The organism is Neobacillus sp. NRS-1170, from assembly GCF_050468025.1.
Genome location: NZ_JBITPF010000027.1, coordinates 17769 through 42972, shown reverse-complemented (window position 1 = coordinate 42972; position 25204 = coordinate 17769). Strand labels below are relative to the sequence as shown.

Here is a 25204-nt window from a genome sequence, read left to right as displayed (position 1 = left end):
TTGATAAAATTAGTACCAAGTCATAATAATTGATATTAATCTTAGGTATAGAGAAGCTTATAATATTAAAGGAGATGGAATGATGAAAGCTGGTATTGTTGGAATAGGAAGGTATTTACCTGAAAAAATTCTCACCAATCATGAGTTAGAAAAAATGATGGATACCTCTGATGAATGGATTCGTACTATGACAGGCATCGAAGAGCGAAGGATAGCATCAGACGATGTTGATACATCTGATATGGCACTGTCTGCTGCCCAAAATGCAATTCAAGACGCAGGTATAAATCCAGAAGAAATTGATTTAATCTTGGTAGCAACAGTTACTCCAGATTCACCTTTTCCATCCGTTGCCTGCAGAATTCAGGAAAAATTAGGGGCCTATAAGGCAGCTGCAATGGATGTCAGTGCAGCATGTGCTGGGTTCATGTATGGAATTATCACAGGGAAACAGTTTATAGAAACAGGCGAATATAAACATGTACTTGTCGTAGGGGTTGAAAAACTTTCGAAAATTACGGATTGGAGCGATCGAAATACCGCTGTTCTATTTGGGGACGGTGCCGGAGCAGTCGTACTTGGCCAAGTATCAGAAAATCGAGGAATTCTTTCATTTGAGCTTGGTGCGGATGGGACTGGGTCAAAGCATTTATATCAAGATGAATATATCATTATGAATGGCCGTGAAGTTTTCAAATTTGCCGTTAGACAAATGGGAGAGAGCTGTATAAATGTTCTTGAAAAAGCAGGACTTACCAAGGATGACGTCGATTTCCTAATCCCACATCAAGCCAATATTCGGATCATGGAAGCATCGAGACAGCGTTTAGAGCTCCCAATTGAAAAAATGTCTAAAACAATTCATAAATATGGAAATACTTCTGCAGCATCAATTCCAATTTCAATTGTAGAAGAATTAGAAGCAGGAAAGATTAAAGATGATGACCTCATAGTCATGGTTGGTTTTGGCGGGGGCTTGACTTGGGGAGCGATTGCAATCCGTTGGGGTAAATAAAAAGATTTTTTATATAAAAATAGGAAAGTTAACAGAGTAAAGGAGATGTACAAATGGAAAAGCGCAGGGTCGTAGTAACGGGCGTAGGAGCAGTGACACCACTTGGAAATGATGCTGAAACAACTTGGAAAGGGATACTTGAAGGGCAATCAGGAATTGGTCCGCTGACAAGAGTAAATGCAGATGAGTATCCAGCGAAGGTTGCTGCTGAAGTAAAGGATTTTAATCCAGAAGTTTTTATGGATAAAAAAGATGCAAGAAAAATGGATCGTTTTACGCAATTTGCAGTTGCAGGTGCAATAATGGCTGTAAAAGATGCTAATTTAACTATCAATGAAGAAAATTCCCACCGCGTGGGTGTTTGGATTGGTTCTGGAATTGGTGGTATGGAAACTTTTGAACAGCAATTTGAAATTTTTCAAAAAAGGGGCTATAAACGTGTAAGTCCTTTCTTCGTACCAATGTTGATTCCGGATATGGCGACTGGCCAGGTTTCCATTACACTTGGTGCACGGGGATTTAACTCCTGTACGGTTACAGCCTGTGCAACCGGCACAAATTCAATTGGAGATGCCTTTAAGGTGATTCAGCGCGGTGACGCAGATGTTATGGTATCAGGAGGTGCAGAAGCGCCAATTACAAGAATGTCGGTTGCTGGGTTCTGTGCCAACACTGCCCTTTCCACAAACCCTGATCCAAAGACAGCTAGCAGGCCTTTTGATAAAAATCGCGACGGCTTTGTAATTGGTGAAGGGGCGGGAATCGTCGTCTTGGAAGAGTTAGAGCATGCATTGGCACGCGGAGCGAAAATTTATGCGGAAATAGTTGGATACGGGGCAACAGGTGATGCCTATCATATTACTGCACCAGCACCAGGTGGTGAAGGCGGGGCCCGAGCAATGAAAATGGCGATAAGTGATGGAGGCTTAAAGCCAGAAGATATTGATTATATTAATGCTCACGGAACAAGTACTGAATACAATGATAAATTTGAAACACTTGCCGTTAAAGAAGTATTTGGCGAGCATGCCTATAAGCTTGCGATGAGTTCAACCAAATCCATGACTGGACATTTACTTGGTGCTGCAGGCGGTGTTGAAGCCATCTTTACTGTATTGGCAATCAGAGACAAGATGCTTCCGCCGACAATGAATTATGTAACGCCAGATCCGGAATGTGATTTGGACTATGTTGTAAATGCGGCACGCCCATTGGAAATTAAAGCAGCCATGAGTAATTCATTAGGCTTTGGTGGTCATAACGCGACAATTGTCTTAAAAAAATACGAATAGTATATAAAAACTCGGTCAGGTACTTACTGGCCGATTTTTTTTTGAATGGCTGTGTTAAAGGACAAAGTTGATTTTTAACAAAGTTGATTGGAGCGGAAGGCACGAAGACTCCTGCGGGAGTACGGGGCAGGGGAGACCCCGCAGGCGCTAAAGCGACGAGGAGGCTTCCCGGCACGCCCTAAGATGCGCGAAGTGCCTGGAGCGCAAATCAACAACTAAGTTTAACAGAGCATTTCGAATAATTCCCTATCCTTCTATACGAACCTATCCTTTTAATATTCATAAAATGATCAGAAGATATGGTGTCGAGGTGAGGAAAAAATGGGCATTATTCGAACGGATAAATGGTTAATGGATGATTTTGAACAGCCAGGTAAAATCTGTGAAAGGTTGAAACCGTATTTTAACGGGCAGTCTGCTTCAGCAATATACCGCCAATTAATGAACTTTGGGATGTATAGTCCACAGGGAAGTTCAAAGAGAAATTTAAACCGAATGGTTGAACAGAAAGCGTGGGGGCGTGTTGAACGGCTGTTTCAAAACTATAAGAATAAATGGTCTGGACCGGATGTACCTGTCTTTCTCTTTCCGATAGGCCAATCAGGCGGATTTTTTATGCGGAAGGAGGAAAGACAAAAGGGCGGGGTTTCATTCCCCGATAAAATGTTTCTGTTTCTTTCAGATATTGACGACCTTAAAGAATTAGAGGCACTTCTGGTCCATGAATACCATCATGTATGCCGCCTTCAAGCTCTAAACAAAAAAATGGAACAGTATACGCTGCTTGACTCAATTGTAATAGAGGGTCTGGCAGAATATGCCGTACTAAAGAATTGTGGTAAAGAATATCTTGCGAATTGGTGTAGAATGTATTCTAAAAAGGAATTATCTATATTTTGGGATAAATATATGAAAAAACAGTTAAGCAGTAAAAAAGATGAAAGGATCCATGACCATTTATTATATGGAGGCGGGAGGATACCTAAGCTGCTTGGATATGCTGCAGGGTATAATATTGTTGAGGAATTTTACAAAACACATCAATATTCTACAAAACTATCTTTTTCGGTCCCTTCATCAGATTTCTTAGAGTAAAAAATCATATAGTTAGCAAAAAAAGCCTATAAAACTGGGGCTTTTTTTTATTTTAGATAAGTTAGAATATTAGCAATTTTATAAAAGAGTCTTGCAATTGTAACAATTTTGTAATAGAATTCTAGTTGAACCCATTAATTAACAGAATAATTAAAAAAAGTAAGAAGGTGTACTATGAGCACAAAAAAATCACTACTCAAAGAGGCACCATTGCTCGAAGTGAAAAATTTAGAAACTGCATTTGACATTGACGGAATCAATTATAATGCCGTTGATAATGTTTCCTTTAAAGTAAAGCCTGGTCAAATAGTCGGGGTCGTGGGTGAGTCTGGCTGTGGCAAATCTGTTATGAGTCTCTCAATTATGCAGCTTCTTCCAAAAGGAAGCGGCAAGGTAAAATCCGGAGAAATCCTTTTTGACGGGTTAAATCTTGAAAAAATGACAGAATCCCAAATTAATAAAATCCGTGGAAAAGAAATTTCCATGATCTTTCAAGAACCCATGACTTCCCTTAATCCAGTGTTTACAATTGGATATCAACTTCAAGAAGTATTATTTAATCATACAAAGATTTCAAAACAGGAAGCGCGATTAAAAGCTATCGCCCTATTAAAAAGTGTAGGGATCTCCAGGCCCGAAAAAATTGTGGATGAATATCCCCATCAACTATCTGGCGGGATGAGACAGCGAGTCATGATTGCCATAGCCATCGCATGTCAGCCTAAATTATTAATCGCTGACGAACCAACGACGGCATTGGATGTGACTGTACAGGCTCAAATTCTAGAACTTTTAAAAGATATTCAAGCAGTTAATGATATGTCTGTAATTCTTATTACACATGATTTAGGTGTCGTAGCTGAAATGTGTGATGAAGTCATCGTTATGTATGCCGGAAAAATTGTTGAAAGAACAGATGTAGACACTTTGTTCTATAATCCGAAACATCCATATACTACACTCCTTTTAGGGGCCATTCCTAAAATGGAACAAGAGGAAGAGCGGCTTAGTTCCATACAAGGTATCGTTCCTTCCCTAACAAATATGCCCAAGTCCGGATGTCGTTTCGCTAATCGATGTCCAAAGGCAATGCCTGAATGCCTTACCATAACCCCAGAGCTTGCAGAAGCTGATCAAGGTCATGAAGTGGCCTGTCTCCTTTTTGAAACTAGTAAACCAAGAGAAGGAGTGAGGTAATGAGTACAGTTACCATACATAATAATAATGAAAATCAATCCTCTCAATCTCAAAATCTATTAGAAATTCAAAATTTAAAAACCTATTACCCAGTAAAAGGGGGATTTTTTAAACGGACCATTGGCCATGTGAAAGCGGTTGATAATATATCCTTTGAAATTAAAAGAGGGGAAACGCTTGGATTAGTTGGAGAATCCGGGTGCGGCAAATCAACAGCGGGGCGGACAATACTGCGCCTTTTAAAACCAACGGAAGGCAATATTCTGTTTGAAGGAAAAAATATCACTCGAACTTCTGGTAAGTCCCTTCGCGAAATTAGGCAGGACATGCAGATGGTGTTCCAGGATCCGTATGCATCTCTAAATCCAATGCAGATGGTTGGGGACATTATAGCAGAGCCCATTTATAACTTTTCCAAGAAAAACAAGGCTGAATTAAAAAATGAAGTTATGGATTTATTAGAAAAGGTTGGACTACCGCCAGAAGCCTATTTTAAATATGCTCATGAATTCTCCGGAGGACAGCGGCAGAGAATCGGTATTGCCCGTGCACTTGCCTTAAGGCCAAAGTTGATTATTGCCGATGAACCTGTTTCTGCTCTAGATGTTTCGGTACAATCGCAGGTATTAAATCTATTAAAAGACTTACAGGAAGAATTTGAGTTAACTTTCCTCTTTATTGCGCATGATTTAAGTGTTGTTAAGCATATGAGCGACCGAATTGGGGTTATGTATCTAGGTAACATGGTGGAGATTGCAGATAAAAATAGTCTTTACGCTGAGCCGCTGCACCCATATACTCAGGCTTTAATTTCAGCAATTCCATCTCCGGACCCTAGAGAAAAGAAGGAGCGGATTATTTTAAAAGGTGATGTCCCAAGTCCTATCAATCCTCCTTCCGGATGTCCATTCCATCCTCGGTGTCCAATGGCAATGGAAGAATGCTCTAAACAAAAACCTGTGTTAAAGGAGGTGAAGCCCTCTCATCGAGTAGCTTGCCACCTTTACTAGACCAAAAAAATAAAAAATCTTATAGGGGGGAAACAAATGAAGAAGAGAAGTATGCTTTTGCTTGCTGCCCTAATGCTTGTCATATCAGCATTTTTAGCGGCTTGCAGCGGGGGTGAAAAGGCAGGAACGAAGAAAAATGAAAACGACGGTAAGACGGGAGAAACAGCAGAAAAACCACAGGATGGCGGTACACTCGTTTATGCCTTGGATTCTGCTCCTGAAGGTAAATTCAACTATGCTTTTTACGGAAATCAAACCGATGCGTATGTAATTGATTTCTTTGATGAGAACCTTATTGATTATGATGCGCAATTAAAGGCACAGCCGCATATTGCCTCATGGAAAACAACTGACAATAAAGTCTTTGATTTTGAAATCAAAAAAGGCGTTAAATGGCATAACGGAGACGAATTATCAGTAAAAGACTGGGAATTCGCTTTAAAAGTAATTGCTGACAAGGATTATGAGGGACCACGTTTTGATAACGTAAGAAATATTTTGGGTGCCCAAGATTACCACGATGGAAAAGCAAAAGAAATTTCAGGTATTAAAGTAATTGATGATTACCATATTCAAATTACTTTTGATAAAGCACGTGTTAATAACTTGGATAACCTTTGGACATATCCAATGAATCGTACTGAATTTAAAGGTATGGCTGTAAAAGATATGATGGGATCTGAACAGGTTCGTACAAAACCGGTGGGATTAGGTCCATTTAAAGTAACAAAAGTTGTACCTGGCGAATCAATTGAAATGGAACGTTTTGACGATTATTTCGGTGGAAAGCCTCATATCGAAAAGGTTGTTATTAAGGTAATTGACCCATCACTTTCAGTGGGCGAACTTAAAAACGGAACTCTTGACATGACTGCGTTCCATCCAAGTATCATAGATCAAGTTAAGGCACTTGATAATGTAAATGCAATCACATATCCGGGCGTAAGTTATTATTATGTTGGTTTCAGATTAGGAACATGGGATGGCGAGAAAAACGTCATGAACGAGCCAAAGTATCAAGATAAGAAGCTTCGTGAGGCAATGTACTATGCGATTAACCGTGATGAATGGGTAAAAGCGTTCTTCTTTGGCGTTGGAAAGCCAGTTAACCGCCCAATTCCAACGAACCACTGGATTGCAGCAGATAATAAAGAATTAGAGCAATACAAGTACGATCCTAAGAAAGCAAAAGAATTATTAGATGAAGCAGGCTATAAAGATGTTGACGGAGATGGATTCCGTGAAGATCCGCAAGGTAAAAAGTTTGTTGTTAACTTCAGCCACTATGCAACACAAAACCCAACATTCGAATCACGTGCAAAAGCATTAGCTCAATATTGGGAAGCAGTTGGCTTGAAAACAAAACTTACAATGACGGATGTAAATTTATATTACGATATGCTTGAAAAAGCAGACAAATCAATGGAAGTATTCTTTGGCGGCTGGTCAACAGGTTCCGATCCAGATCCAACTCCACTATGGGGTTCTAAAGCACTTTGGAACTATCCACGCTGGGTAAATGCGGAAAGTGATAAATTGCTTGACCAAGCACTAGATATCAATGTTGTAGGAACAGATTCAAATAAGCGTAAAGATCTATATGTACAATGGCAAAAGCTGTTTATGAAAGATCTGCCTGTATTGCCAATTGCTGAACTTGAAGAAACAATGGCAGTAAGCAAGCGCGTTAATGGTGTGAAATTCGACGTATCAGGTATGAACCGTCCAAATGAATGGTGGATTAAACAATAATTAGAGTGACCAAGAAATATAGTCTCTTTTAAGTGCTTAATTTTTAAAAATCTATCTTAATATTCGAATGGGAGGAGGTCAACTTCTCCCATTCGAACAAGATAGGGTATATAACTGCTAAGGTTCATCAAAGCTTAAAGACAAGGAGAATGCACATGTTAAAATATGCATTTCGCAGAATATTGGGTATGATTCCAATGCTGCTCCTTACCTCCATCATTGTTTTTTCCTTGGCAAAGTTAATGCCGGGGGATTCACTAAGTGGAGAAATCGATCCAAGAAATACAAATCCACAGTATATTGCGGAAATGCGTGAAAAGCTAGGCTATAACGACCCTATGCCACAGCAATATTTTCGTTGGGTTAGTAATTTTATCGAAGGAGATTTTGGAAAATCAACCCGTTTTAAAATTGAAGTAGCTGATGTTATTGGAGAACGATTGCCTAATACGATACTACTAGGATTCACATCTATCTTAATTACCTATTTACTTGCTTTTATGATGGGTTCATATGCCGGAAGAAAACCATATACGATTGGGGATAATCTAATTGGCGGGATAAACTATCTAGGTTTGTCCATACCATCATTTATTGCAGGGGTATTTGCTATTTATTTCTTTTCATTTAAGCTAGGTTGGTTTCCATCAAATGGATCTGTTGATATCGGTGTTACTGAAGGTACATTTGATTGGTGGTTAAGCCGCTTGCACCATGTATTATTACCTGCTTTTGTCCTAGGATTTTTAAATATTGCAAGTTATACACAATTTTTACGAAACGATATTATTGAAAATAGCCGAAAGGACTATGTCCGTACGGCAAGAGCGAAAGGTACACCTGAAAGTAAAATTTATAATGTACACATACTTAGAAATTCCATAATTCCGCTTATAACCTATTTAGGATTCGATATAGTTGCTATTATTAGCGGTGCCATTATCACTGAAACTATTTTTACATATCCTGGCCTTGGACAATTATTTTTACAATCCGTCGGGGTGAGGGATTATCCTGTTTTATTGACGTTGACAATGATGTTCTCCTTCTTAACACTATTCGGCAATTTAATCGCTGATATTTTATATGGTGTTGTAGATCCGAGAATCAGATTAGATTAGGGGGAGAAATGATGGAAATAGTTACACAAAACGAAACAAATGTTACCCATGCCCCCCAGAAAAAAAGTTTATCTCCATTAGCAATTGCCAGGAAAAAATTTATCAAGAACAAATTAGCGATGACCAGCCTCATTTTTTTAGCACTTGTTGCGATTATTTCCTGTCTTGCCCCGTATATTACAACCGCTGACATTACGAAAATAAATATTGGTGAAATGGGATTAGAACCTTCTAGCAAGCATTGGTTAGGAACGGATAAAGCCGGACGGGATGTTTTTACAAGGTTACTTTACGGCGGACGGATCTCCCTGCTAGTTGGAATTAGTTGTACATTTTTTGTCATATTTATTGGTACCTTAATTGGTTCTATTGCCGGTTATTTTGGGGGAAGAGCAGATAGTTTGTTAATGAGATTTACCGATTTAATTTTAAATTTTCCTTTTCTCGTTTTTGTTATCGTTTTAAATGCCATTCTTTTTGGTAAAGTATCTGGACTTTGGGTATTAATTGGAGTAATCAGCCTTCTTTACTGGGGGGGAATTGCCCGGGTTGTCCGCAGTAAAATTCTTGCTGAAAAGGAAAATGAGTATATTATCGCGGCAATATCTATTGGCTGTTCACCAGCAAAAATCATCGTTAAACATCTTCTGCCAAACGTACTATCAACCATTATTGTGCAAGCAACGATTACGTTTGCAACAATGATTGTAGTTGAATCGGCATTAAGTTACTTAGGATTTGGGGTGCCGCAAGAGGTGCCAAGCTGGGGAAATATGCTGAATTCAGCAAATGAACCTGATGTACTTCAATATAAGCTCTGGATTTGGGTACCACCTGCATTGATTATCACTTTAACCATTCTTTCGATTAACTTTATCGGAGAGGGTTTAAAAGATGCCTTTAATCCAAAATCAAGAAGATAAAATCTACCATCCAGTTATGGTAGATTTTTTATTTTGTACTAAACATATTTGCCGTTTCATATATCTTTAGTAAAATTTAGGACATGTTCAATTTCCTCTAAAGGAATAATTTAACTTAGGTCTGCCCATACTGATTGACAAACAGTTTCTTGAAGTGAGGGGTTGTATAATGTTATATCTTCATGATGTTTGGGTAAATTGGTTTGAAGGTGAAGAAAACGGTTATAATGTTTGTCACTTTCATGAATGGCGTAAAGATGACGGAGTGGAACTGCTAGACCAGGTTCCGCTGTTAAAGGTCGAGCCGATTCTATTTAACTATATCGAAAATGACTTGTCAGAGTTACCTCAACAACTTCTAGATGATATTTATCAAAAAGCATACTTAAGGAAAAATCACGAAAGAGTCCAGTTGGATTATTGCTTTGTTATTACCGATGGGACGGGGATATTGGCAGTTGATACAATTGGCTATAATATCCCAATCAGGAAAAGCAGACTTATCCCAAGACAGGAGCAGCTTGTTTATGAAATGATAGGGACACATGATGCCCAAAAATATCATTTTTATCAACAGCCAAAAACAAAGGATTTTCATATTCTCTCTCCTGAACCAGAACTGATGACAGGGTTAACTCGGAAAGAACGACAACTTAAACAGCTGTTGTTTATGGCACTTGATCAGCTGCTCTCTTCTAATAATGAAGCGGAAATTCGCTATTGGTTTACAGAGTGGTGCCCTGAACAGTATTCCACTATTCAAGAGTTAAATTTTGAAGAAGCTTGGGAACAGTTATTTGACGAAGCAAAATACGGATGGTCAAAAAAGCACGAGACATTCTGTGAAAACTTAATTAAAGGACAGCCATTTTTTGAAAAACTATGGGAAATGGAGCATGGTCCAAAAGTAAACTAAAAGCCTGACCCAAAAGGTGTAAATACATACCTTTTGCGGATCAGGCTTTTACTTTTCTTATTTTCTTTTTCTTCCTAACCCCATCGCACGTTCCATTTTCTTTAATGTTTTTGTTGCGACTCGGTTTGCTTTTTCAGCACCGCGGTCTAGAATTTCATCAAGTTCACTTGATTCCAATAAATTGTAGTATTTTTCTTGAATCGGCTTAAAGAAGTTAACGACTACTTCAGCTAATTCGCCTTTAAAATCCCCATATCCTTTGCCATGGTACATTGCTTCAAGCTCTGGAATAGATTTTCCTCCCAGGATTGAGTATATGGATAAAAGATTAGAAATGCCAGGTTTAGCTTCTCTATCGAATTTTACGATTCCTTCTGAATCGGTAACCGCACTTTTAATTTTTTTCTCCATTTGTTTCGGATCATCTAAAAGTGTAATGGATGCTTTTTGATTTGGATCAGATTTACTCATTTTTTTCATTGGTTCTTGAAGTGACATGATTCGAGCTCCAACCTTTGGAATACTGATTTCGGGAATAGTAAGAATGTCATTATACTTTTTATTAAATCTTTCTGCTAAATCCCTTGTTAATTCCAAATGCTGTTTTTGATCTTCCCCAACAGGAACAAGGTCTGTGTTATACAATAAAATATCAGCAGCCATAAGTGGCGGGTAGGTTAACAAACTGGCGGAAACAGCTTCTTTCCCTGCAGATTTATCTTTAAATTGAGTCATTCTTTCTAATTCTCCGATATAGGCAACACATTGCATTAACCAACCTGCCTGTGCATGTGCCGGAACTTCAGATTGAATAAACAAAGTGGCTTTGTCAGGATCAATCCCTACAGCCAGATATAATGCTGCTAAGCTTCGGATATTTTTACGAAGTGTTACCGGATCCTGGGGAACAGTGATAGCATGCTGGTCAACAATGCAAAAAAAGCAATTGTAATCATTTTGCAATTCCACGAATTGCTTCAAAGCCCCAATATAATTTCCAAGTGTAATCGTTCCACTTGGCTGAATGCCTGAAAAAATTGTCTTCATTTTATTTCCTCCTAAAAATATAAATAAAAAACCATTCATCCCCAAAAAACTATAGGGACGAATGGTTCGCGGTACCACCCTAAATTACTCAAAAGAGTCACTCAGTTCCAAAATCAACTTTTAAATTGATTAGGATTCCTTTTAACGCAAAGAAAACGTCTCCTCCTACTATCGAGTCCAATTATGGTAGAGTTCAGAAAGAAGCTCCAAAGTCCATTCAGTACTTTTTCGTGTTTGTTTCCACCAGCCACAAACTCTCTGCATCGAAAGAAAATACCTACTACTCTTTATCATCGCTTTACAGCCGTAATTTTATTAATCACATTATAAATGAAATGCATATTTATTTTCAAGTCAGCAAAAAATAATAGGCGAAGAGGGCAAGTACCATCAAGAGACCATTAACGAGCCCGTAGAAAAGCGGCGGTTTTTGATCGATTGTAACAAGTTCTGATAATCCCTGAATTTCATCAAACTTTCTTTTATTTTGCCCCCTTGTAAAGGCATGACTAAATGATCTCGAGATGACGTCATAAAAACCACTATGAATGGTGTAAAGCAGTAAAGAAGTTAAAAGAAATGATGCTGTAATATAAAAAGATATATTGATATAACTTAATAATGAAATTTCATGATAAAAGATAAATGATAAAGTAAAAATGGAAAGTTGTGTAAACGCTACCGTTATTAATCTTTTTCGAAGCCGTGAATTCACAATTTAACCTCCAAAACATTGATTTATTAAGGAAAACATAGGTATATTATACACAAAAATCAATATAAGTATAAATAATATCACAGGGCTATGTAATCATTGCGTAAAGATTGTTTCTAATCTGTAAATTAATTTTCAAAAAGTAATGTACAATTAGTTGAAAATATGTATAATAGAGAATGTAGTAATTTTTCAGAATAATAGAAAAGGGAGGTCTACTAGTGAAGAAATCAAAACTTTCACTACTATTAGTACTATCACTAGTTTTAAGCATGTTCCTAGCAGCTTGCTCTGGTGGTAAAGACACTGGCAAGGAAACAGGAAAAGAGACTGACAAGGACAAAGGTGCTGCAACAGAACAATTAGCTGACAAGCAAGAACTTAATGTTCTGGAATCTGCTGAAATTCCTTCAATGGATAGCGTTATGTCTCAAGACACATTAAGCTTCACAACATTAAATGCAACAAACGAAGGTTTATATCGTTTAGACCCAGATCAAAAGGTTATTCCTGGTGTTGCTGATGGAGCACCAACATATAACGATGATAAAACTGTTATCACAATTAAATTGAAAAAAGATGTTAAGTGGTCAAATGGTGACCCTGTTACTGCTAAAGACTTTGTATTCGCATGGCAACGTGCAATTGATCCGAAAGTTGCTGCTCCATACGGTGCATATTTCATGGAAGGCAAAATCAAAAATGCCTCTGAAATCGTTGCTGGAAAAGCAAAGCTTGAAGATTTAGGTATCAAAGCTTTAGATGACAATACTTTAGAAATCACGTTAGTAAGAGCACTTCCATATATCGAATCTTACCTAACATTCCCATTGTTCTATCCACAAAACCAAAAGTATGTTGAAGCACAAGGCGCTGACTATGCTAAGGATGCTGCTCACCTGCTTTACAACGGACCATTCAAAATGACTAAGTGGGATGGCCCTACTGGAACTGAATGGGTATTGGAAAAGAACGATACTTACTGGAGTGCAAAAGACGTTACATTAACAAAAATCAACTTTAACGTATCAAAAGACCCACAAGCATCTGCTAACGCATTCACTGCTGGTGAAGCTGATATTACACCAAAGCTTGCACAAGCTGCAATCCTTTCACAATTTGAAGGATCTAAAGATTTACTACGTTACCAAGAGCCATCAATCTGGTGGTTAAAAATGAATGAAAAGATTCCAGCATTGAAAAATGTTAACATCCGTAAAGCAATTGCACTATCTGTTGACAAGAAGGCATTAGTTGAAGATGTTTTAGCTAATGGTTCTATCGCTGCAGACTTCCTAGTTCCAAAAGGATTTTCATTCTTAGATAACAAAGATTTCCGTGATACTGCGGGAACTTACCTAAAGACAAACAAAGAAGAAGCTAAAAAGCTTTGGGAAAAAGGTTTAGCTGAAACTGGATTGAAAGAAGTATCATTAGTATATGTTGGTCAAGACACTGAAACAGCAAAAACTACGGATGCGTTCATTAAAGATCAGTTAGAGAAAAACCTACCGGGTTTAAAACTTACTATTGAAAGCGTACCTTTCAAAATCCGTATCGCTCGTGAAGACAAAGAAGATTACGGTCTATTAATGGGTGGTTGGGGACCTGACTATGCAGACCCAATGACTTATATGGATCTATGGGTTACTGGCGGCGGACAAAACCATATGGAATATGGAAATCCAGAATTTGATAAGTTAATCAAAGCTGCTAACGAAGACCTTGTTGCTAAGCCGCAAGATCGTTGGAAAGCTCTACAAGATGCAGAAAAAATCTTGCTAGAAGATGATGCAGCAATTGCACCACTTTACCAACGTTCAGTTAACATTCTGATGAATCCAAAAGTTAAAGGCTTTGCTCACCATGCATTTGGTCCAGACTATAGTTACCAGTGGATTAAAATCACAAAATAGTAACTATACCTAATCAAATAGGAAGAGAGTATATTGACGAAATATACTCTCTTTTTACCTGTATGCGAATTGTCGGAAAATGTCGAATATTTATTAAATTAGGAGGTGTAGGCATGGCAAAATATTTACTACAACGGATTGGCTATATGATTATTACGCTTTTTGTTGTAACATCACTTACTTTTTTCCTCATGAAGCTAATTCCTGGTAGCCCTTTTAATAATTTCGAAAAGCTAACAGAATTTCAGCGTAACATTTTGCTGAATAAATATGGCTTGAACGATCCTGTGCCTGTTCAATATTATAATTATATGAAGAACTTGGTAATGGGTGATCTCGGAATCTCCTTTCAGTTTGATAATACCCCTGTAACAGAACTTCTCGCAAACCGTATTGGACCTTCCGCTCAATTAGGTTTGCAGGCGATGATTGTTGGTGCGATATTAGGGATATTCCTAGGAGTAATAGCTGCTTTAAAGCAAAATACTTGGATGGATTATGGTAGTACTTTTATTGCGGTTGTAGGTAAATCTGTACCTTCCTTCATTTTTGCAGGAATGCTACAGTATTACATTGCAGTTAAATTGGGCTGGCTTCCGGTTATGCTATGGCGGGGTCCAGAATATACAATCCTTCCGACAATCGCTTTAGCAATGTTCCCAATATCGATTGCGGCACGTTTTATGCGTACTGAAATGATTGAGGTATTAGGGTCTGATTACATTACCTTGGCGAGAGCTAAGGGAGCAAGCCGTTGGCAAATTAGTTTGAAGCATGCACTAAGGAATGCTTTAATTCCAGTTGTTACCGTTTTGGGGCCTTTAGCGGTGAGTTTAATGACTGGATCACTGGTAATTGAGCGGATTTTTGGAGTTCCTGGATTAGGGGAGCAATTCGTAAAATCAATTTCCGTGAATGACTACCCAGTAATCATGGGAACGAACATTTTATTTGCTGTATTATTCGTCGTAATAATCTTAGTTGTTGATATTCTTTATGGAATCATCGACCCACGTATTCGTATATCGGGGGGGAAAACAAAATGATCAACAAAGAAAGTATCATTTCAAAAGATTTGTTTGCACCTGCCCATATTGACCCATCAAAGAGTGAAAAAATTTCCAAGCCAAGCTTAAACTTTTGGCAGGATTCATGGCTAAGGGTCCGGAAAAATAGGGGTGCGGTTGTTAGCTTAGTAATCCTTGCTATCTTAATCATCATGGCATTTGTTGGTCCGATGATTACTCCTTATGCATACGATACGCAAAATACTAAACATAATAACCTGCCACCAAGAATTCAATCTTTAGAAAATGTGCATTGGCTTCCGTTTGATGGTACATTACAACGCAGGGACGGGTCAGTATACAACGCATATGAAGTGCGGAAGGTTGATGCCTATTATTGGTTTGGTACTGATAATTTAGGCCGTGATCTATTTGCGCGTGTATGGAAAGGGACACAAGTTTCCTTATTTATTGCTTTTATGGCAGCTTTAATTGATATGGTTATCGGGGTAACGTATGGAGCAGTATCCGGCTATTTAGGTGGGCGAACTGATAGTTTTATGCAGCGGATTATCGAAATTATCGTGGGCATACCAAACCTGATTATAGTAGTTTTAATGATTCTTGTATTAAAGCCAGGGATTATTCCGATTATTATTGCCTTAACGATTACAGGCTGGACTAGTATGGCACGTGTAGTTCGAGCTCAAGTGTTGAAATTTAAAGGCCAGGAATTTGTTTTGGCTGCAAAAACATTAGGGGCATCAGATAGCTCGATTATTTTTAAACATATGATTCCGAACATGTTTGGCGTCATTATTATAAATACGATGTTTTCTATCCCGAATGCCATTTTCTTTGAAGCATTTTTGAGCTTTATCGGATTAGGACTTCAAGAGCCGAATGCATCACTAGGAACATTAGTTAATGATGGATTTAAATCGATGATTGCTTTTCCTTATCAAATGATTATTCCTTCCATCATGATTGCATTGATCATGGTATGCTTCAACTTAGTGGCTGATGGATTACGGGATGCGCTAGATCCAAAAATGCGTGATTAGAAGGCAGGTGAATTGAAATGGAAAAAATTTTACAAGTAAAAGATTTAAATATCTCGTTCCATACCTTTTCCGGTGAAGTTAAAGCGATTCGTGGAGTAAATTTTGATCTACAAAAAGGTGAAACATTAGCAATCGTTGGAGAATCAGGTTCTGGAAAATCTGTTACAACTAAATCAATTATGCGTTTACTTCCTGAAAACAATTCGGAGATTAAAAGTGGTGAGATTCTTTTCGACGGAAAAGATCTCACTAAACTTAATGATAAAGACATGCAAAAAATCCGCGGGAAAGATATTTCGATGATTTTCCAGGATCCAATGACCTCTTTGAATCCGACAATGAAAATCGGCAATCAAATTATGGAACCGTTAATTAAGCATCAAAACATGAGTAAGCATGCTGCAAAGGAAAGAGCAGTTGAGTTATTAAAACTTGTTGGGATTCCAAAGCCTGAGCTTCGTGTTAATCAATATCCGCACCAATTCTCTGGTGGGATGAGACAAAGGGTTGTTATTGCCATCGCTTTGGCATGTAATCCGAAAGTTCTTATTGCCGATGAACCGACAACAGCATTGGACGTAACGATTCAAGCACAAATTCTTGAATTAATGAAGGATTTGCAGAAAAAAATTGATACATCGATTATTTTTATCACGCATGACCTTGGCGTGGTTGCCAATGTAGCAGATCGGGTAGCTGTTATGTATGGTGGAAAAATCGTTGAAATTGGAACAGCTGATGAGATTTTTTATAATCCACAGCATCCATATACTTGGGGATTAATCAGTTCAATGCCTGACATGGATACGGATGACGAGGAACTGTTCTCTATTCCAGGGACACCACCTGATTTATTAGATCCTCCAAAGGGAGATGCGTTTGCACCACGTAATCCTTATGTAATGAAAATTGACTTAGAGCAGGAGCCGCCATTCTTCAAGGTGTCTGACACTCATTATGCTGCAACATGGCTATTACATCCGGATGCACCGAAGGTTGAACCGCCTGATGCTGTTAAGAGACGTCAAAGTCAATATCCAGTAAAAGCTGGAGTAGGTGCGGGGGCAGGAAGTCCATTCCCTGGAATAAAGGAGGGAAAATAAATGGCTGAAAGAAAAAAATTATTAGAAATTAAGAATTTAAAACAATATTTCAATGAGGGCAAGGTTAATGAGGTAAAAGCAGTAGATAATGTATCTTTTGAAATTTTTAAAGGTGAAGTTGTGGGTCTAGTGGGAGAGTCTGGCTGTGGTAAATCCACAACGGGGCGTACGATTATCCGTTTATATGATGCCACTGGCGGTGAAGTAATATATGACGGGGTTAACGTTCATGGTAAGAAATCTAAAAAACAATTAAAAGAGTTTAACCGGAAAATGCAAATGATTTTCCAAGATCCATATGCTTCTTTAAACCCTAGATTAAAAATTGCCGATGTAATTGCCGAGGGAATTGATATTCATGGGTTGGCAAAATCTAGAGAGGACCGGATGAAGCAAGTTTATGATTTGTTAGAAACAGTTGGTTTAAATAAGGAACATGCTAACCGTTACCCTCATGAATTTTCTGGTGGTCAGCGTCAGCGTATTGGGATTGCTCGTGCCCTTGCCGTTCAACCTGAGTTTATCATTGCGGATGAACCAATCTCCGCCTTGGACGTTTCTATTCAAGCTCAAGTTGTTAATTTAATGAAAAAGCTACAAAAAGAAAAAGAATTAACATACCTTTTCATTGCACATGACCTTTCAATGGTAAAATATATTAGTGATCGTATTGGCGTTATGTATTTTGGGAAAATGGTCGAGCTTGCACCTGCGGACGAATTATATAAAAACCCGCTTCATCCGTATACTCAATCATTATTATCAGCAATTCCAGCTCCGGATCCGATAAGCGAAAGGACTCGCAGACGTAAATCTTATGATCCTGCAAGTCATAATTACCAGGATAATGAACCGGTCGAATTTAGAGAAGTTACCCCTGGGCACTTCGTTCTTTGTTCTGAAAGAGAATTTAAACAATATCAAGCACAGAGTAAACATTAAAAAAAACGATCTCGACTTTGAGATCGTTTTTTCCTTTCTCACACTTACGCTTTTCTATTACCACCGACATTTTTCCATCCAGTTTGGTATTTAGCACCCTGATCGGTAAATTCAGTGCGGCGTTTTCCTCCAAAGACCTTTTCTCCAAAACTGTTTGTTATGACACCCATAAGGGCTGTAATCCCAATAATTAATAAAGCAACAATCGTTAAATCAGTTATGTAAGCACCCATAGAAATACCCTCCAATTTTTGCAATACAAAACTAAAATCCCTCCATTTCTATTTTAAAAGAAGTTGCTACTTTAGGGAAGAGGAAAATAAACACACACTTCTCAAAGATCATCGTTAAAATGTATGCGTTTTCATTTCGGTTTTATAATTGAGAATAAGCTCTTCGCTTTTTATTGTGAATCATAAGGGGGGAGGAATTTTTTTCTAAAATTTCTATTAAGCCCTCATATAAGAGGAGATTAAATAGGAACCTTATTGTTGGAAAAATGATTCTGTAAAAAAATTTCTAACGTAAATAAGTAAATATTTTTGAAACCTTTAGTCTAAATATTCGTCTAATAAGATAGAAACTGGATTTTTCTTAATTTTTAGGCGCTTAACATTTTTTGAAAAAGGGATATCCTTTTTAGAAACAGTGGTGTATAATAAATGATATAAATTCCTTATTTATAATAATTTTAATTATTTATCCCTGTTTTTTCATTTTATACTTTTAATTTATCTAATTTCGTTTTAATAAATATGAATCGTAAATTAAAGAGGAGTGTGAAGAACAAATGGTAACATTATACACTTCACCAAGTTGTACATCATGTCGTAAAGCTAAATCATGGCTAGAAGAGCATGAGATTCCATACAAAGAGAGAAATATCTTTTCGGAACCATTATCAATGGAAGAAATAAAGGAAATTCTTCGGATGACTGAGGATGGAACAGATGAAATCATATCCACAAGGTCAAAGACTTTCCAAAAATTAGACGTAAACCTAGATAACATGCCACTTCAAGATTTATTTCAATTAATTAAAGAAAATCCCGGTCTTCTAAGACGGCCCATTATCATAGACGAAAAACGTTTACAGGTTGGTTACAATGAGGATGAAATTAGACGTTTCTTGCCTAGAAGAGTAAGGACTTATCAATTGCGAGAAGCTCAGCGGATGGTTAATTAAATATTTAGACCTTCATTGACTGGAGGTCTTTTTTGTATCTCTAATATTTGTTATTTTGGTTGATTTTTGTTATAATTTAAGGAATATCCTCTTATGAAAATTCCTTAATTAATTAGGCTTTTAATGGATTTTTTGATTTTGGATTTTTTTATTTCCCTTATTAGTATTTATGTCATAAAATGAAAGCACAAGAGTATTTACATTTTGTAGAAAATAAATTTGAATAAACCTTTTTATTTGAGTAAATGCTATATGGCATTATCTGCTGGGGGTATTTAGTCCCTTCAATATCGACAAAGGAAGGGAGAGATTATGTTGGAGATTGAACGTATTAACGAAAATACAGTCAAATTTTATATTTCCTATGGTGACATAGAAGAAAGAGGATTTGATCGCGAAGAAATCTGGTACAATCGCGAACGAAGCGAAGAACTCTTTTGGGAAATGATGGATGAAGTTCATGATGAAGAGGAATTTGTCGTCGAAGGCCCGCTTTGGATTCAAGTTCAAGCTCTTGATAAGGGATTAGAGGTTCTTGTAACAAAAGCCCAGCTTTCAAAAGATGGCCAAAAGTTTGAGCTCCCTATTCCTACTGATAAATTAAAGGATTTGCAAGTAGACGATAAAATTGAAGATATCTTAGATCAACACTTCAGTCCAAATCAAAGTGACGAAGATGAGTTATTACTCGAAGAAGAAACATTGGAGTTCATCCTTGCCTTTAAAGACTTTGAAGATGTAATAATGTTATCAAAACGCTCAGGTTTAGACAACTTAGTAACCCAGCTATATCATTTTGAAGGGAAATACTATTTATATACTGAATTTCCGGAAGATTTATTTGAAGAAGATGAAATCGATGACCTATTAAGTCTATTGCTTGAGTATGGTTATGAAACACAACTTACGATACATCGGATTCAAGAATACGGCAAAGAAATAATTTCTGAAAATGTTTTTGGAACACTTAGGAAACATTTTAGCTAGACATGTACCGATTTCAGTATTGAAATCGGTATTTTAGTATGAATGAAATTTGTAGCTTCTGGCAGGTGAGGACACTGAAAAACACAGTAAGGGTTGTTTGCTTTCTTTTAGTTTTATCCATACTCTTGTTTTTCTTTAAGGATCGATTGGAAAGTGGGATTCTAGGACTCTTGAGCGTTTTAATATCGCTGTCAGTCATTTTTATTGGATTTGTCATCTTTTTAGAAAACCGTCATCCAACCCAAACCATTACATGGCTCGTCGTTTTAGGAAGCTTTCCGCTTGTCGGGTTTATTTTTTATCTTCTATTTGGACGTAATTATCGCAAAGAGAAGATGTTTCGAAAAAAGTATTTTCTTGATAAACAAGCTTTTTTAACGGTTGAAGGGGAAAATGATCCAAGAAGTGAAGAAAAACTAAATCTTTTGGGAGAACATCAGGGGAAATTATTCACTTTAGCTCAAAAATTAGGTAATAGCCCTATTTCCTTTGATACTTCTACAAAAATATTAACAAATGGTGAAGAAACCTTTCTTCATATAATGGAACAATTAAAAAAGGCTAAGCATCATATTCATTTAGAATACTATATTGTTCGCCACGATCGGATTGGTCAGGAAATTAAAGATATCTTAATTGAAAAAGCGCAGCAGGGGGTAAAAGTTCGATTTCTATTTGATGCAGTTGGTTCCTGGCAGCTTTCTAAGGCATATATAAAAGATTTAAAAAATGCCGGTATCGAAACAGTAACCTTTGGACCTGTTAAACTCCCCTTTTTAAATAATAAATTTAATTTCCGTAATCATAGAAAAATCATTGTTATTGATGGGACTATCGGATTTGTTGGCGGATTGAATATCGGGGATGAGTATTTAGGAAGAGACAAAGATATAGGCTTTTGGCGTGATACACACTTAATGCTGAAAGGAGAAGCCGTTCGAACCCTGCAATTAATCTTTCTTCAGGATTGGTATTACATGACCAATCATAGTTTTTTAACCGCTGAATACTTATCGCCACAAATTGATTTTAAAAGTCACGGTGGTGTTCAGCTGATTGCAGGCGGACCTGATAATGAGTGGAGTGTTATAAAAAATATCTTTTTTTCTATGATTGCTTCTGCCAAAAAATCTGTTTGGATTGCTTCACCTTATTTTATTCCAGATGAGGATATCTTTTCAGCCATAAAAGTAGCAGCGCTTAGTGGAATTGATGTTAGGCTACTCGTGCCCAATCGGCCTGATAAACGAATTGTGTTTCACGCTTCTAGATCCTATTTTCCTGAACTTTTAGAAGCTGGTGTAAAGGTATACGAGTATGAAAGTGGCTTTATGCATAGTAAAATCGTGATTGTGGATGACGAACTGGCATCAATTGGCACATCTAATATGGATATGAGAAGCTTTCATTTAAATTTCGAAGTCAATGCTTTCTTATTTAGGACAAATAGCACCCAAAAGCTTGTGGATGAATATTTAAATGATCTAAAGCAATCTAAGCAGCTTGAATTACAAACCTTTCAACAGCGGCATATTGGTTTTAGATTGCTAGAATCGACTGCCCGTTTGCTTTCGCCGCTCTTATAAGGATAAAAAACTCGTCGAATGGCGAGTTTTATTTTTTTGGAAAAAAAGGATTTTTAGCAAATTTTGCCGAATCTTCATGGTGAAAGGAGAAGAAAATCCATGTTAACTGCAAATACGAAATCAGGTAAACAAGTCTGTCTCGGTTATCATTACAGGAAGGAATCCCTTATTTCCCTTCGTAACAAAGAAGAATTTATTTGCCCAATCTGCGGGGAAGGTGTTTTCCTAAAATTAGGAAACCAACGAATTTATCACTTTGCTCATAAAAGTGGGGGAAGCTGCCGGGAGTTTTTTGAGAATGAAACAATAAACCATTTGGAAGGAAAACGGCAGCTCTTTCAATGGCTTTTACGACAAAACATTCCTGCGGTTTTGGAGTTTTATGATAAGGAAATTGGGCAGCGGCCAGACATTATGTTCCAATATCAGGGGGAGAAATATGCGTTGGAATATCAATGTTCTCCATTGCCAGAAAAGGATTTTATCAAGAGGACGACAAACTATTTAACTAATGAATATATCCCGTTGTGGATTATCGCAAGCAGCCATATCCATAAAAAAAGAAGAAATATCGTGGCATTGTCAAACTTTGATTATTTATTTTTACGGAAGGCTCCAACAGAAAATTACTTTATTCCATCGTATTGCCCCGAAAATAGGCACTTCCATCTCCTAGAATCCATTCAACCCATTTCAATAAAAAATGCTTTGGTTCAACATTCAATATATCAACTCGATAATTTTATTCTGGAAGAATTATTAGGGCCTAGGTTATCAGACAGTATAAATATGAATATCTGGAATACAGAAAAGGAATCATTCATATTAAATTGGATGCTTCATCCCAATCCAAAACAAAACTCTTTCCTCCATGAAATATATCAACGAAATTTAAATATGTTTTTATTACCTCCAGAAATAGGCCTCCAAGTGCCACATTCAATTCTCATTCAAACACCTCCCATCATATGGCAAACATATTTATTTATGGATTTGCTCGCTGACAAACAGCCGCAGGATTCTTTTACATTAAAGGAATTAAATTTCCATTTTAAAAAAAGAATCCATCGAAAGGAAATTATGCTGCGAAACTTGCCTCAGTTGGACTCTCTAAATCCGATTACGGCCGAGATTTCCTATTTGAAACAGTTGGAAAAAATTGGTGTTTTAACCGAACAAGGAGAAAATATTTTTAAACTAGAACGGAAAATATTGATCCCAACCTCAAATCGCGAAAAGGAAGAAGCAAAGCTCCACTTTAATCAAAAATATCTTAATATGTTAGCAAAACAATAAATGAAATAATGGCTATGGGCATAATATAGAGAGGTAAATCGTTTCTTTTCAAACCTTAAAAGAGGAAATTGGAAGGATTAGGAGAATATTATGTATGTGTATGGTTATTTGTAAAACAATAGAATGGAGGATGGACGATGGCAAATGAGGCAGCTGTAAAATCTCTACCAGTAAGAAATGAGATTCCCGTTGAAGATACATGGAAATTAGAAGATATTTTTGCCAATGACCAGGAATGGGAAAAAGAGTTTCAGGATGTAAAAAGTAAAATTGCGGGTATTAAAGAATTTGAGGGAAAATTGGGTGAAAGTTCCGAAACCTTTTATAATGCTCTTCAATATCAGGATAAGCTGCTTGAACGAATTGGAAAGCTATATACATATTCCCATATGAGATATGACCAGGATACAACAAATTCTTTTTATCAAGGATTAGACGATAGAATGAAAGCTCTGTATTCTCAAGCAGCTAGTCAGCTTGCCTTTATTGTTCCAGAAATTCTAGCAATTGATGAAAACAAAGTGACTAGCTTTTTAAATGAAAAGACGGAATTAAAGCTTTATGAGCATGCAATTGCTGAAATTAATTTGCAAAGACCACATGTACTGTCTGCCGAGCAGGAAGCTTTGCTTGCTGAAGCAAGTGAAGTAATGGATGCTTCAAGTAATACGTTTGGAATGCTGAATAATGCTGATTTGGAGTTCCCATCTATTAAAGATGAAAATGGGGAAGAGGTAGAAATCACACATGGACGCTATATTCGCTTTTTGGAAAGCAAGGATCAGCGTGTAAGACGTGATGCCTTTAAGGCAGTGTACAAAACATATGGTAATTTTAAAAATACCTTTTCTAGTACACTAAGCGGCAACGTGAAGAAGGATAATTTCAACGCAAGAATAAGGAAATATGAATCGGCAAGACACGCAGCCCTTGCTGCTAATAATATACCTGAAAGTGTATATGATAACCTTGTTAATACCGTAAATGATAATCTTCATTTATTACATCGATATATAAAGCTTCGTAAAAAAGTGCTGGGCATAGATGAGCTCCATATGTATGATTTGTATACGCCGCTTGTTAAAGATGTGAAAATGGAAGTTAAATACGAAGAAGCAAAAGATTTAATCATAAAGGGATTAGCACCATTAGGTGAGGAATATTCCAAGATATTACAAGAAGGCTTCGAAAACCGCTGGGTCGATGTCCATGAAAATAAAGGTAAGCGCAGTGGCGCGTATTCTTCCGGAGCATATGGAACTCATCCTTATATTTTGATGAACTGGCAGGATAATGTGAACAATTTGTTTACACTTGCCCATGAGTTTGGCCATTCCGTGCATAGTTATTACACTAGAAAATCACAGCCATATCCGTATGGAAACTATTCCATTTTCGTGGCTGAAGTCGCATCAACCTGTAACGAAGCACTATTAAATGATTACTTATTAAAAACGATAGATGATGAACAAAAGCGGATTTACCTTTTAAATCACTATTTGGAAGGCTTTAGAGGAACAGTATTCCGTCAAACGATGTTTGCTGAATTCGAACACTTAATCCATCAAAAAGCACAAAATAATGAGGCGTTAACGGCCGAATCCTTAACGGAAAGCTACTATGCATTAAACAAAAAATATTTTGGCGAAGAGGATATCGTGATAGATAAGGAAATCGGATTAGAATGGGCTAGAATTCCACATTTCTATTACAATTACTATGTTTATCAATACGCAACTGGTTTCAGTGCGGCTACTGCATTAAGCAAGCAAATTTTAGAAGAGGGAGAGCCTGCGGTCAAACGCTATATTGATTTCCTCAGCGCAGGAAGCTCAGATTATCCGATTGAAGTGTTAAAGAAAGCAGGAGTCGATATGGCAAGCGCCGATCCAATAAAAAATGCATGTAAAGTATTCGAAGAAAAATTAAACGAATTAGAGCAGCTATTATCATAAGGAAAATAAAGGGATGGTGACATTTGTCGCCATCCCATTTTAAAAACCTTTAAATCGTTTTCGGTTATTAAGGTAATAA

At 37.2% G+C, this 25204-nt stretch carries 22 protein-coding genes and 1 other annotated feature; of the genes, 19 read left to right on the top strand and 3 right to left on the bottom strand.

The features are described 5' to 3' along the window. Window positions 1-82: 82 nt before the first annotated feature. From ACIFOT_RS12675 to ACIFOT_RS12635, 9 genes are all read left to right on the top strand, one after another. Window positions 83-1015 (top strand): beta-ketoacyl-ACP synthase III, encoded by a 933-nt coding sequence (locus ACIFOT_RS12675; RefSeq protein WP_430065127.1) that lies wholly within the window; start codon window positions 83-85, stop codon window positions 1013-1015. A 53-nt stretch (window positions 1016-1068) separates the two neighbouring features. After that, window positions 1069-2307 (top strand): beta-ketoacyl-ACP synthase II, encoded by a 1239-nt coding sequence (gene fabF / locus ACIFOT_RS12670; RefSeq protein ID WP_430064957.1) that lies wholly within the window; start codon window positions 1069-1071, stop codon window positions 2305-2307. 321 nt (window positions 2308-2628) lie between these two features. Continuing rightward, entirely contained in the window at window positions 2629-3402 is a 774-nt protein-coding gene (locus tag ACIFOT_RS12665) for a DUF2268 domain-containing protein (protein WP_430064955.1), read from the top strand. Window positions 3403-3576: 174 nt separating this feature from the next. Beyond that, window positions 3577-4599, top strand: coding sequence for an ABC transporter ATP-binding protein (locus ACIFOT_RS12660; protein ID WP_430064953.1), 1023 nt, complete (start codon window positions 3577-3579; stop codon window positions 4597-4599). Further along, the gene (locus tag ACIFOT_RS12655; protein WP_430064951.1) at window positions 4599-5609 is read left to right on the top strand and encodes an ABC transporter ATP-binding protein; all 1011 of its coding nucleotides are present in this window, start codon (window positions 4599-4601) and stop codon (window positions 5607-5609) included. Before ACIFOT_RS12660 ends, ACIFOT_RS12655 begins: the two co-directional genes overlap by 1 nt. A gap of 36 nt (window positions 5610-5645) precedes the next feature. Continuing rightward, window positions 5646-7361, top strand: a complete 1716-nt coding sequence (opp4A, locus tag ACIFOT_RS12650; protein ID WP_430064949.1) for an oligopeptide ABC transporter substrate-binding protein — start codon at window positions 5646-5648, stop codon at window positions 7359-7361. Window positions 7362-7516: 155 nt separating this feature from the next. Continuing rightward, on the top strand, window positions 7517-8482 hold the full coding sequence (gene opp4B, locus ACIFOT_RS12645) for an oligopeptide ABC transporter permease (RefSeq protein ID WP_430064947.1): 966 nt from the start codon (window positions 7517-7519) through the stop codon (window positions 8480-8482). An 11-nt stretch (window positions 8483-8493) separates the two neighbouring features. After that, a complete protein-coding gene (opp4C, locus tag ACIFOT_RS12640; protein ID WP_430065125.1) occupies window positions 8494-9405 on the top strand; it encodes an oligopeptide ABC transporter permease in 912 nt (303 codons plus the stop codon). Window positions 9406-9574: 169 nt separating this feature from the next. After that, window positions 9575-10321 (top strand): YjbA family protein, encoded by a 747-nt coding sequence (locus ACIFOT_RS12635; protein WP_430064946.1) that lies wholly within the window; start codon window positions 9575-9577, stop codon window positions 10319-10321. 57 nt (window positions 10322-10378) lie between these two features. Here ACIFOT_RS12635 and trpS read toward each other — a convergent pair whose 3' ends face one another. After that, window positions 10379-11368 (bottom strand): tryptophan--tRNA ligase, encoded by a 990-nt coding sequence (gene trpS, locus ACIFOT_RS12630; RefSeq protein WP_430064944.1) that lies wholly within the window; start codon window positions 11366-11368, stop codon window positions 10379-10381. A 50-nt stretch (window positions 11369-11418) separates the two neighbouring features. Then, window positions 11419-11671 (bottom strand) — a binding site (T-box leader). A 46-nt stretch (window positions 11672-11717) separates the two neighbouring features. Further along, entirely contained in the window at window positions 11718-12083 is a 366-nt protein-coding gene (locus tag ACIFOT_RS12625) for a DUF3899 domain-containing protein (protein ID WP_430064942.1), read from the bottom strand. A gap of 221 nt (window positions 12084-12304) precedes the next feature. Between ACIFOT_RS12625 and ACIFOT_RS12620 the strand changes: the two genes are divergently transcribed. The 5 genes from ACIFOT_RS12620 (at window position 12305) to ACIFOT_RS12600 (ending at window position 18115) form a co-directional block, all read left to right on the top strand. Next, window positions 12305-13999 (top strand): peptide ABC transporter substrate-binding protein, encoded by a 1695-nt coding sequence (locus tag ACIFOT_RS12620; protein WP_430064940.1) that lies wholly within the window; start codon window positions 12305-12307, stop codon window positions 13997-13999. A gap of 113 nt (window positions 14000-14112) precedes the next feature. Then, window positions 14113-15045, top strand: a complete 933-nt coding sequence (gene opp3b / locus ACIFOT_RS12615; protein WP_430064938.1) for an oligopeptide ABC transporter permease — start codon at window positions 14113-14115, stop codon at window positions 15043-15045. Beyond that, window positions 15042-16070 carry an oligopeptide ABC transporter permease gene (gene opp3C, locus ACIFOT_RS12610; protein ID WP_430064936.1) on the top strand — a complete coding sequence of 343 codons (1029 nt, stop codon included), beginning with the start codon at window positions 15042-15044 and terminating at the stop codon, window positions 16068-16070. The genes opp3b and opp3C overlap by 4 nt, the downstream gene beginning before the upstream one ends. A gap of 17 nt (window positions 16071-16087) precedes the next feature. Continuing rightward, window positions 16088-17173: an ABC transporter ATP-binding protein gene (locus ACIFOT_RS12605; RefSeq protein ID WP_430064934.1), complete on the top strand. Its 1086-nt coding sequence runs from the start codon at window positions 16088-16090 to the stop codon at window positions 17171-17173. Beyond that, complete coding sequence (locus ACIFOT_RS12600) at window positions 17174-18115, top strand: ABC transporter ATP-binding protein (protein ID WP_430064932.1); 942 nt, start codon at window positions 17174-17176, stop codon at window positions 18113-18115. 44 nt (window positions 18116-18159) lie between these two features. Here ACIFOT_RS12600 and ACIFOT_RS12595 read toward each other — a convergent pair whose 3' ends face one another. Continuing rightward, window positions 18160-18348, bottom strand: coding sequence for a hypothetical protein (locus ACIFOT_RS12595; protein ID WP_335715479.1), 189 nt, complete (start codon window positions 18346-18348; stop codon window positions 18160-18162). A gap of 557 nt (window positions 18349-18905) precedes the next feature. Here ACIFOT_RS12595 and spxA point away from each other — a divergent pair. The 5 genes from spxA to pepF all read left to right on the top strand — a co-directional run bounded on the left by spxA (window position 18906) and on the right by pepF (window position 25125). Then, window positions 18906-19301 carry a transcriptional regulator SpxA gene (spxA, locus tag ACIFOT_RS12590; RefSeq protein ID WP_430064930.1) on the top strand — a complete coding sequence of 132 codons (396 nt, stop codon included), beginning with the start codon at window positions 18906-18908 and terminating at the stop codon, window positions 19299-19301. Between the two features lie 315 nt (window positions 19302-19616). Beyond that, the gene (gene mecA, locus ACIFOT_RS12585; protein WP_430065123.1) at window positions 19617-20288 is read left to right on the top strand and encodes an adaptor protein MecA; all 672 of its coding nucleotides are present in this window, start codon (window positions 19617-19619) and stop codon (window positions 20286-20288) included. Window positions 20289-20362: 74 nt separating this feature from the next. Continuing rightward, window positions 20363-21874, top strand: coding sequence for a cardiolipin synthase (cls, locus tag ACIFOT_RS12580; RefSeq protein WP_430065121.1), 1512 nt, complete (start codon window positions 20363-20365; stop codon window positions 21872-21874). A 99-nt stretch (window positions 21875-21973) separates the two neighbouring features. Then, window positions 21974-23170, top strand: a complete 1197-nt coding sequence (locus ACIFOT_RS12575) for a competence protein CoiA (protein ID WP_430064928.1) — start codon at window positions 21974-21976, stop codon at window positions 23168-23170. Window positions 23171-23307: 137 nt separating this feature from the next. Beyond that, the gene (gene pepF, locus ACIFOT_RS12570) at window positions 23308-25125 is read left to right on the top strand and encodes an oligoendopeptidase F (RefSeq protein WP_430064927.1); all 1818 of its coding nucleotides are present in this window, start codon (window positions 23308-23310) and stop codon (window positions 25123-25125) included. The last annotated feature ends 79 nt before the right edge of the window (window positions 25126-25204 follow it).

Coding starts and splice junctions, on each gene's coding strand:
- pepF (WP_430064927.1), top strand. CDS start 23,308: ATGGCAAATGAGGCAGCTGTAAAATCTCTACCAGTAAGAAATGAGATT.
- ACIFOT_RS12675 (WP_430065127.1), top strand. CDS start 83: ATGAAAGCTGGTATTGTTGGAATAGGAAGGTATTTACCTGAAAAAATT.
- ACIFOT_RS12655 (WP_430064951.1), top strand. CDS start 4,599: ATGAGTACAGTTACCATACATAATAATAATGAAAATCAATCCTCTCAA.
- opp3C (WP_430064936.1), top strand. CDS start 15,042: ATGATCAACAAAGAAAGTATCATTTCAAAAGATTTGTTTGCACCTGCC.
- ACIFOT_RS12665 (WP_430064955.1), top strand. CDS start 2,629: ATGGGCATTATTCGAACGGATAAATGGTTAATGGATGATTTTGAACAG.
- ACIFOT_RS12635 (WP_430064946.1), top strand. CDS start 9,575: ATGTTATATCTTCATGATGTTTGGGTAAATTGGTTTGAAGGTGAAGAA.
- spxA (WP_430064930.1), top strand. CDS start 18,906: ATGGTAACATTATACACTTCACCAAGTTGTACATCATGTCGTAAAGCT.
- ACIFOT_RS12605 (WP_430064934.1), top strand. CDS start 16,088: ATGGAAAAAATTTTACAAGTAAAAGATTTAAATATCTCGTTCCATACC.
- opp4B (WP_430064947.1), top strand. CDS start 7,517: ATGTTAAAATATGCATTTCGCAGAATATTGGGTATGATTCCAATGCTG.
- opp4A (WP_430064949.1), top strand. CDS start 5,646: ATGAAGAAGAGAAGTATGCTTTTGCTTGCTGCCCTAATGCTTGTCATA.
- ACIFOT_RS12575 (WP_430064928.1), top strand. CDS start 21,974: ATGTTAACTGCAAATACGAAATCAGGTAAACAAGTCTGTCTCGGTTAT.
- trpS (WP_430064944.1), bottom strand. CDS start 11,368: ATGAAGACAATTTTTTCAGGCATTCAGCCAAGTGGAACGATTACACTT.
- ACIFOT_RS12660 (WP_430064953.1), top strand. CDS start 3,577: ATGAGCACAAAAAAATCACTACTCAAAGAGGCACCATTGCTCGAAGTG.
- opp3b (WP_430064938.1), top strand. CDS start 14,113: ATGGCAAAATATTTACTACAACGGATTGGCTATATGATTATTACGCTT.
- opp4C (WP_430065125.1), top strand. CDS start 8,494: ATGGAAATAGTTACACAAAACGAAACAAATGTTACCCATGCCCCCCAG.
- ACIFOT_RS12595 (WP_335715479.1), bottom strand. CDS start 18,348: ATGGGTGCTTACATAACTGATTTAACGATTGTTGCTTTATTAATTATT.
- fabF (WP_430064957.1), top strand. CDS start 1,069: ATGGAAAAGCGCAGGGTCGTAGTAACGGGCGTAGGAGCAGTGACACCA.
- ACIFOT_RS12600 (WP_430064932.1), top strand. CDS start 17,174: ATGGCTGAAAGAAAAAAATTATTAGAAATTAAGAATTTAAAACAATAT.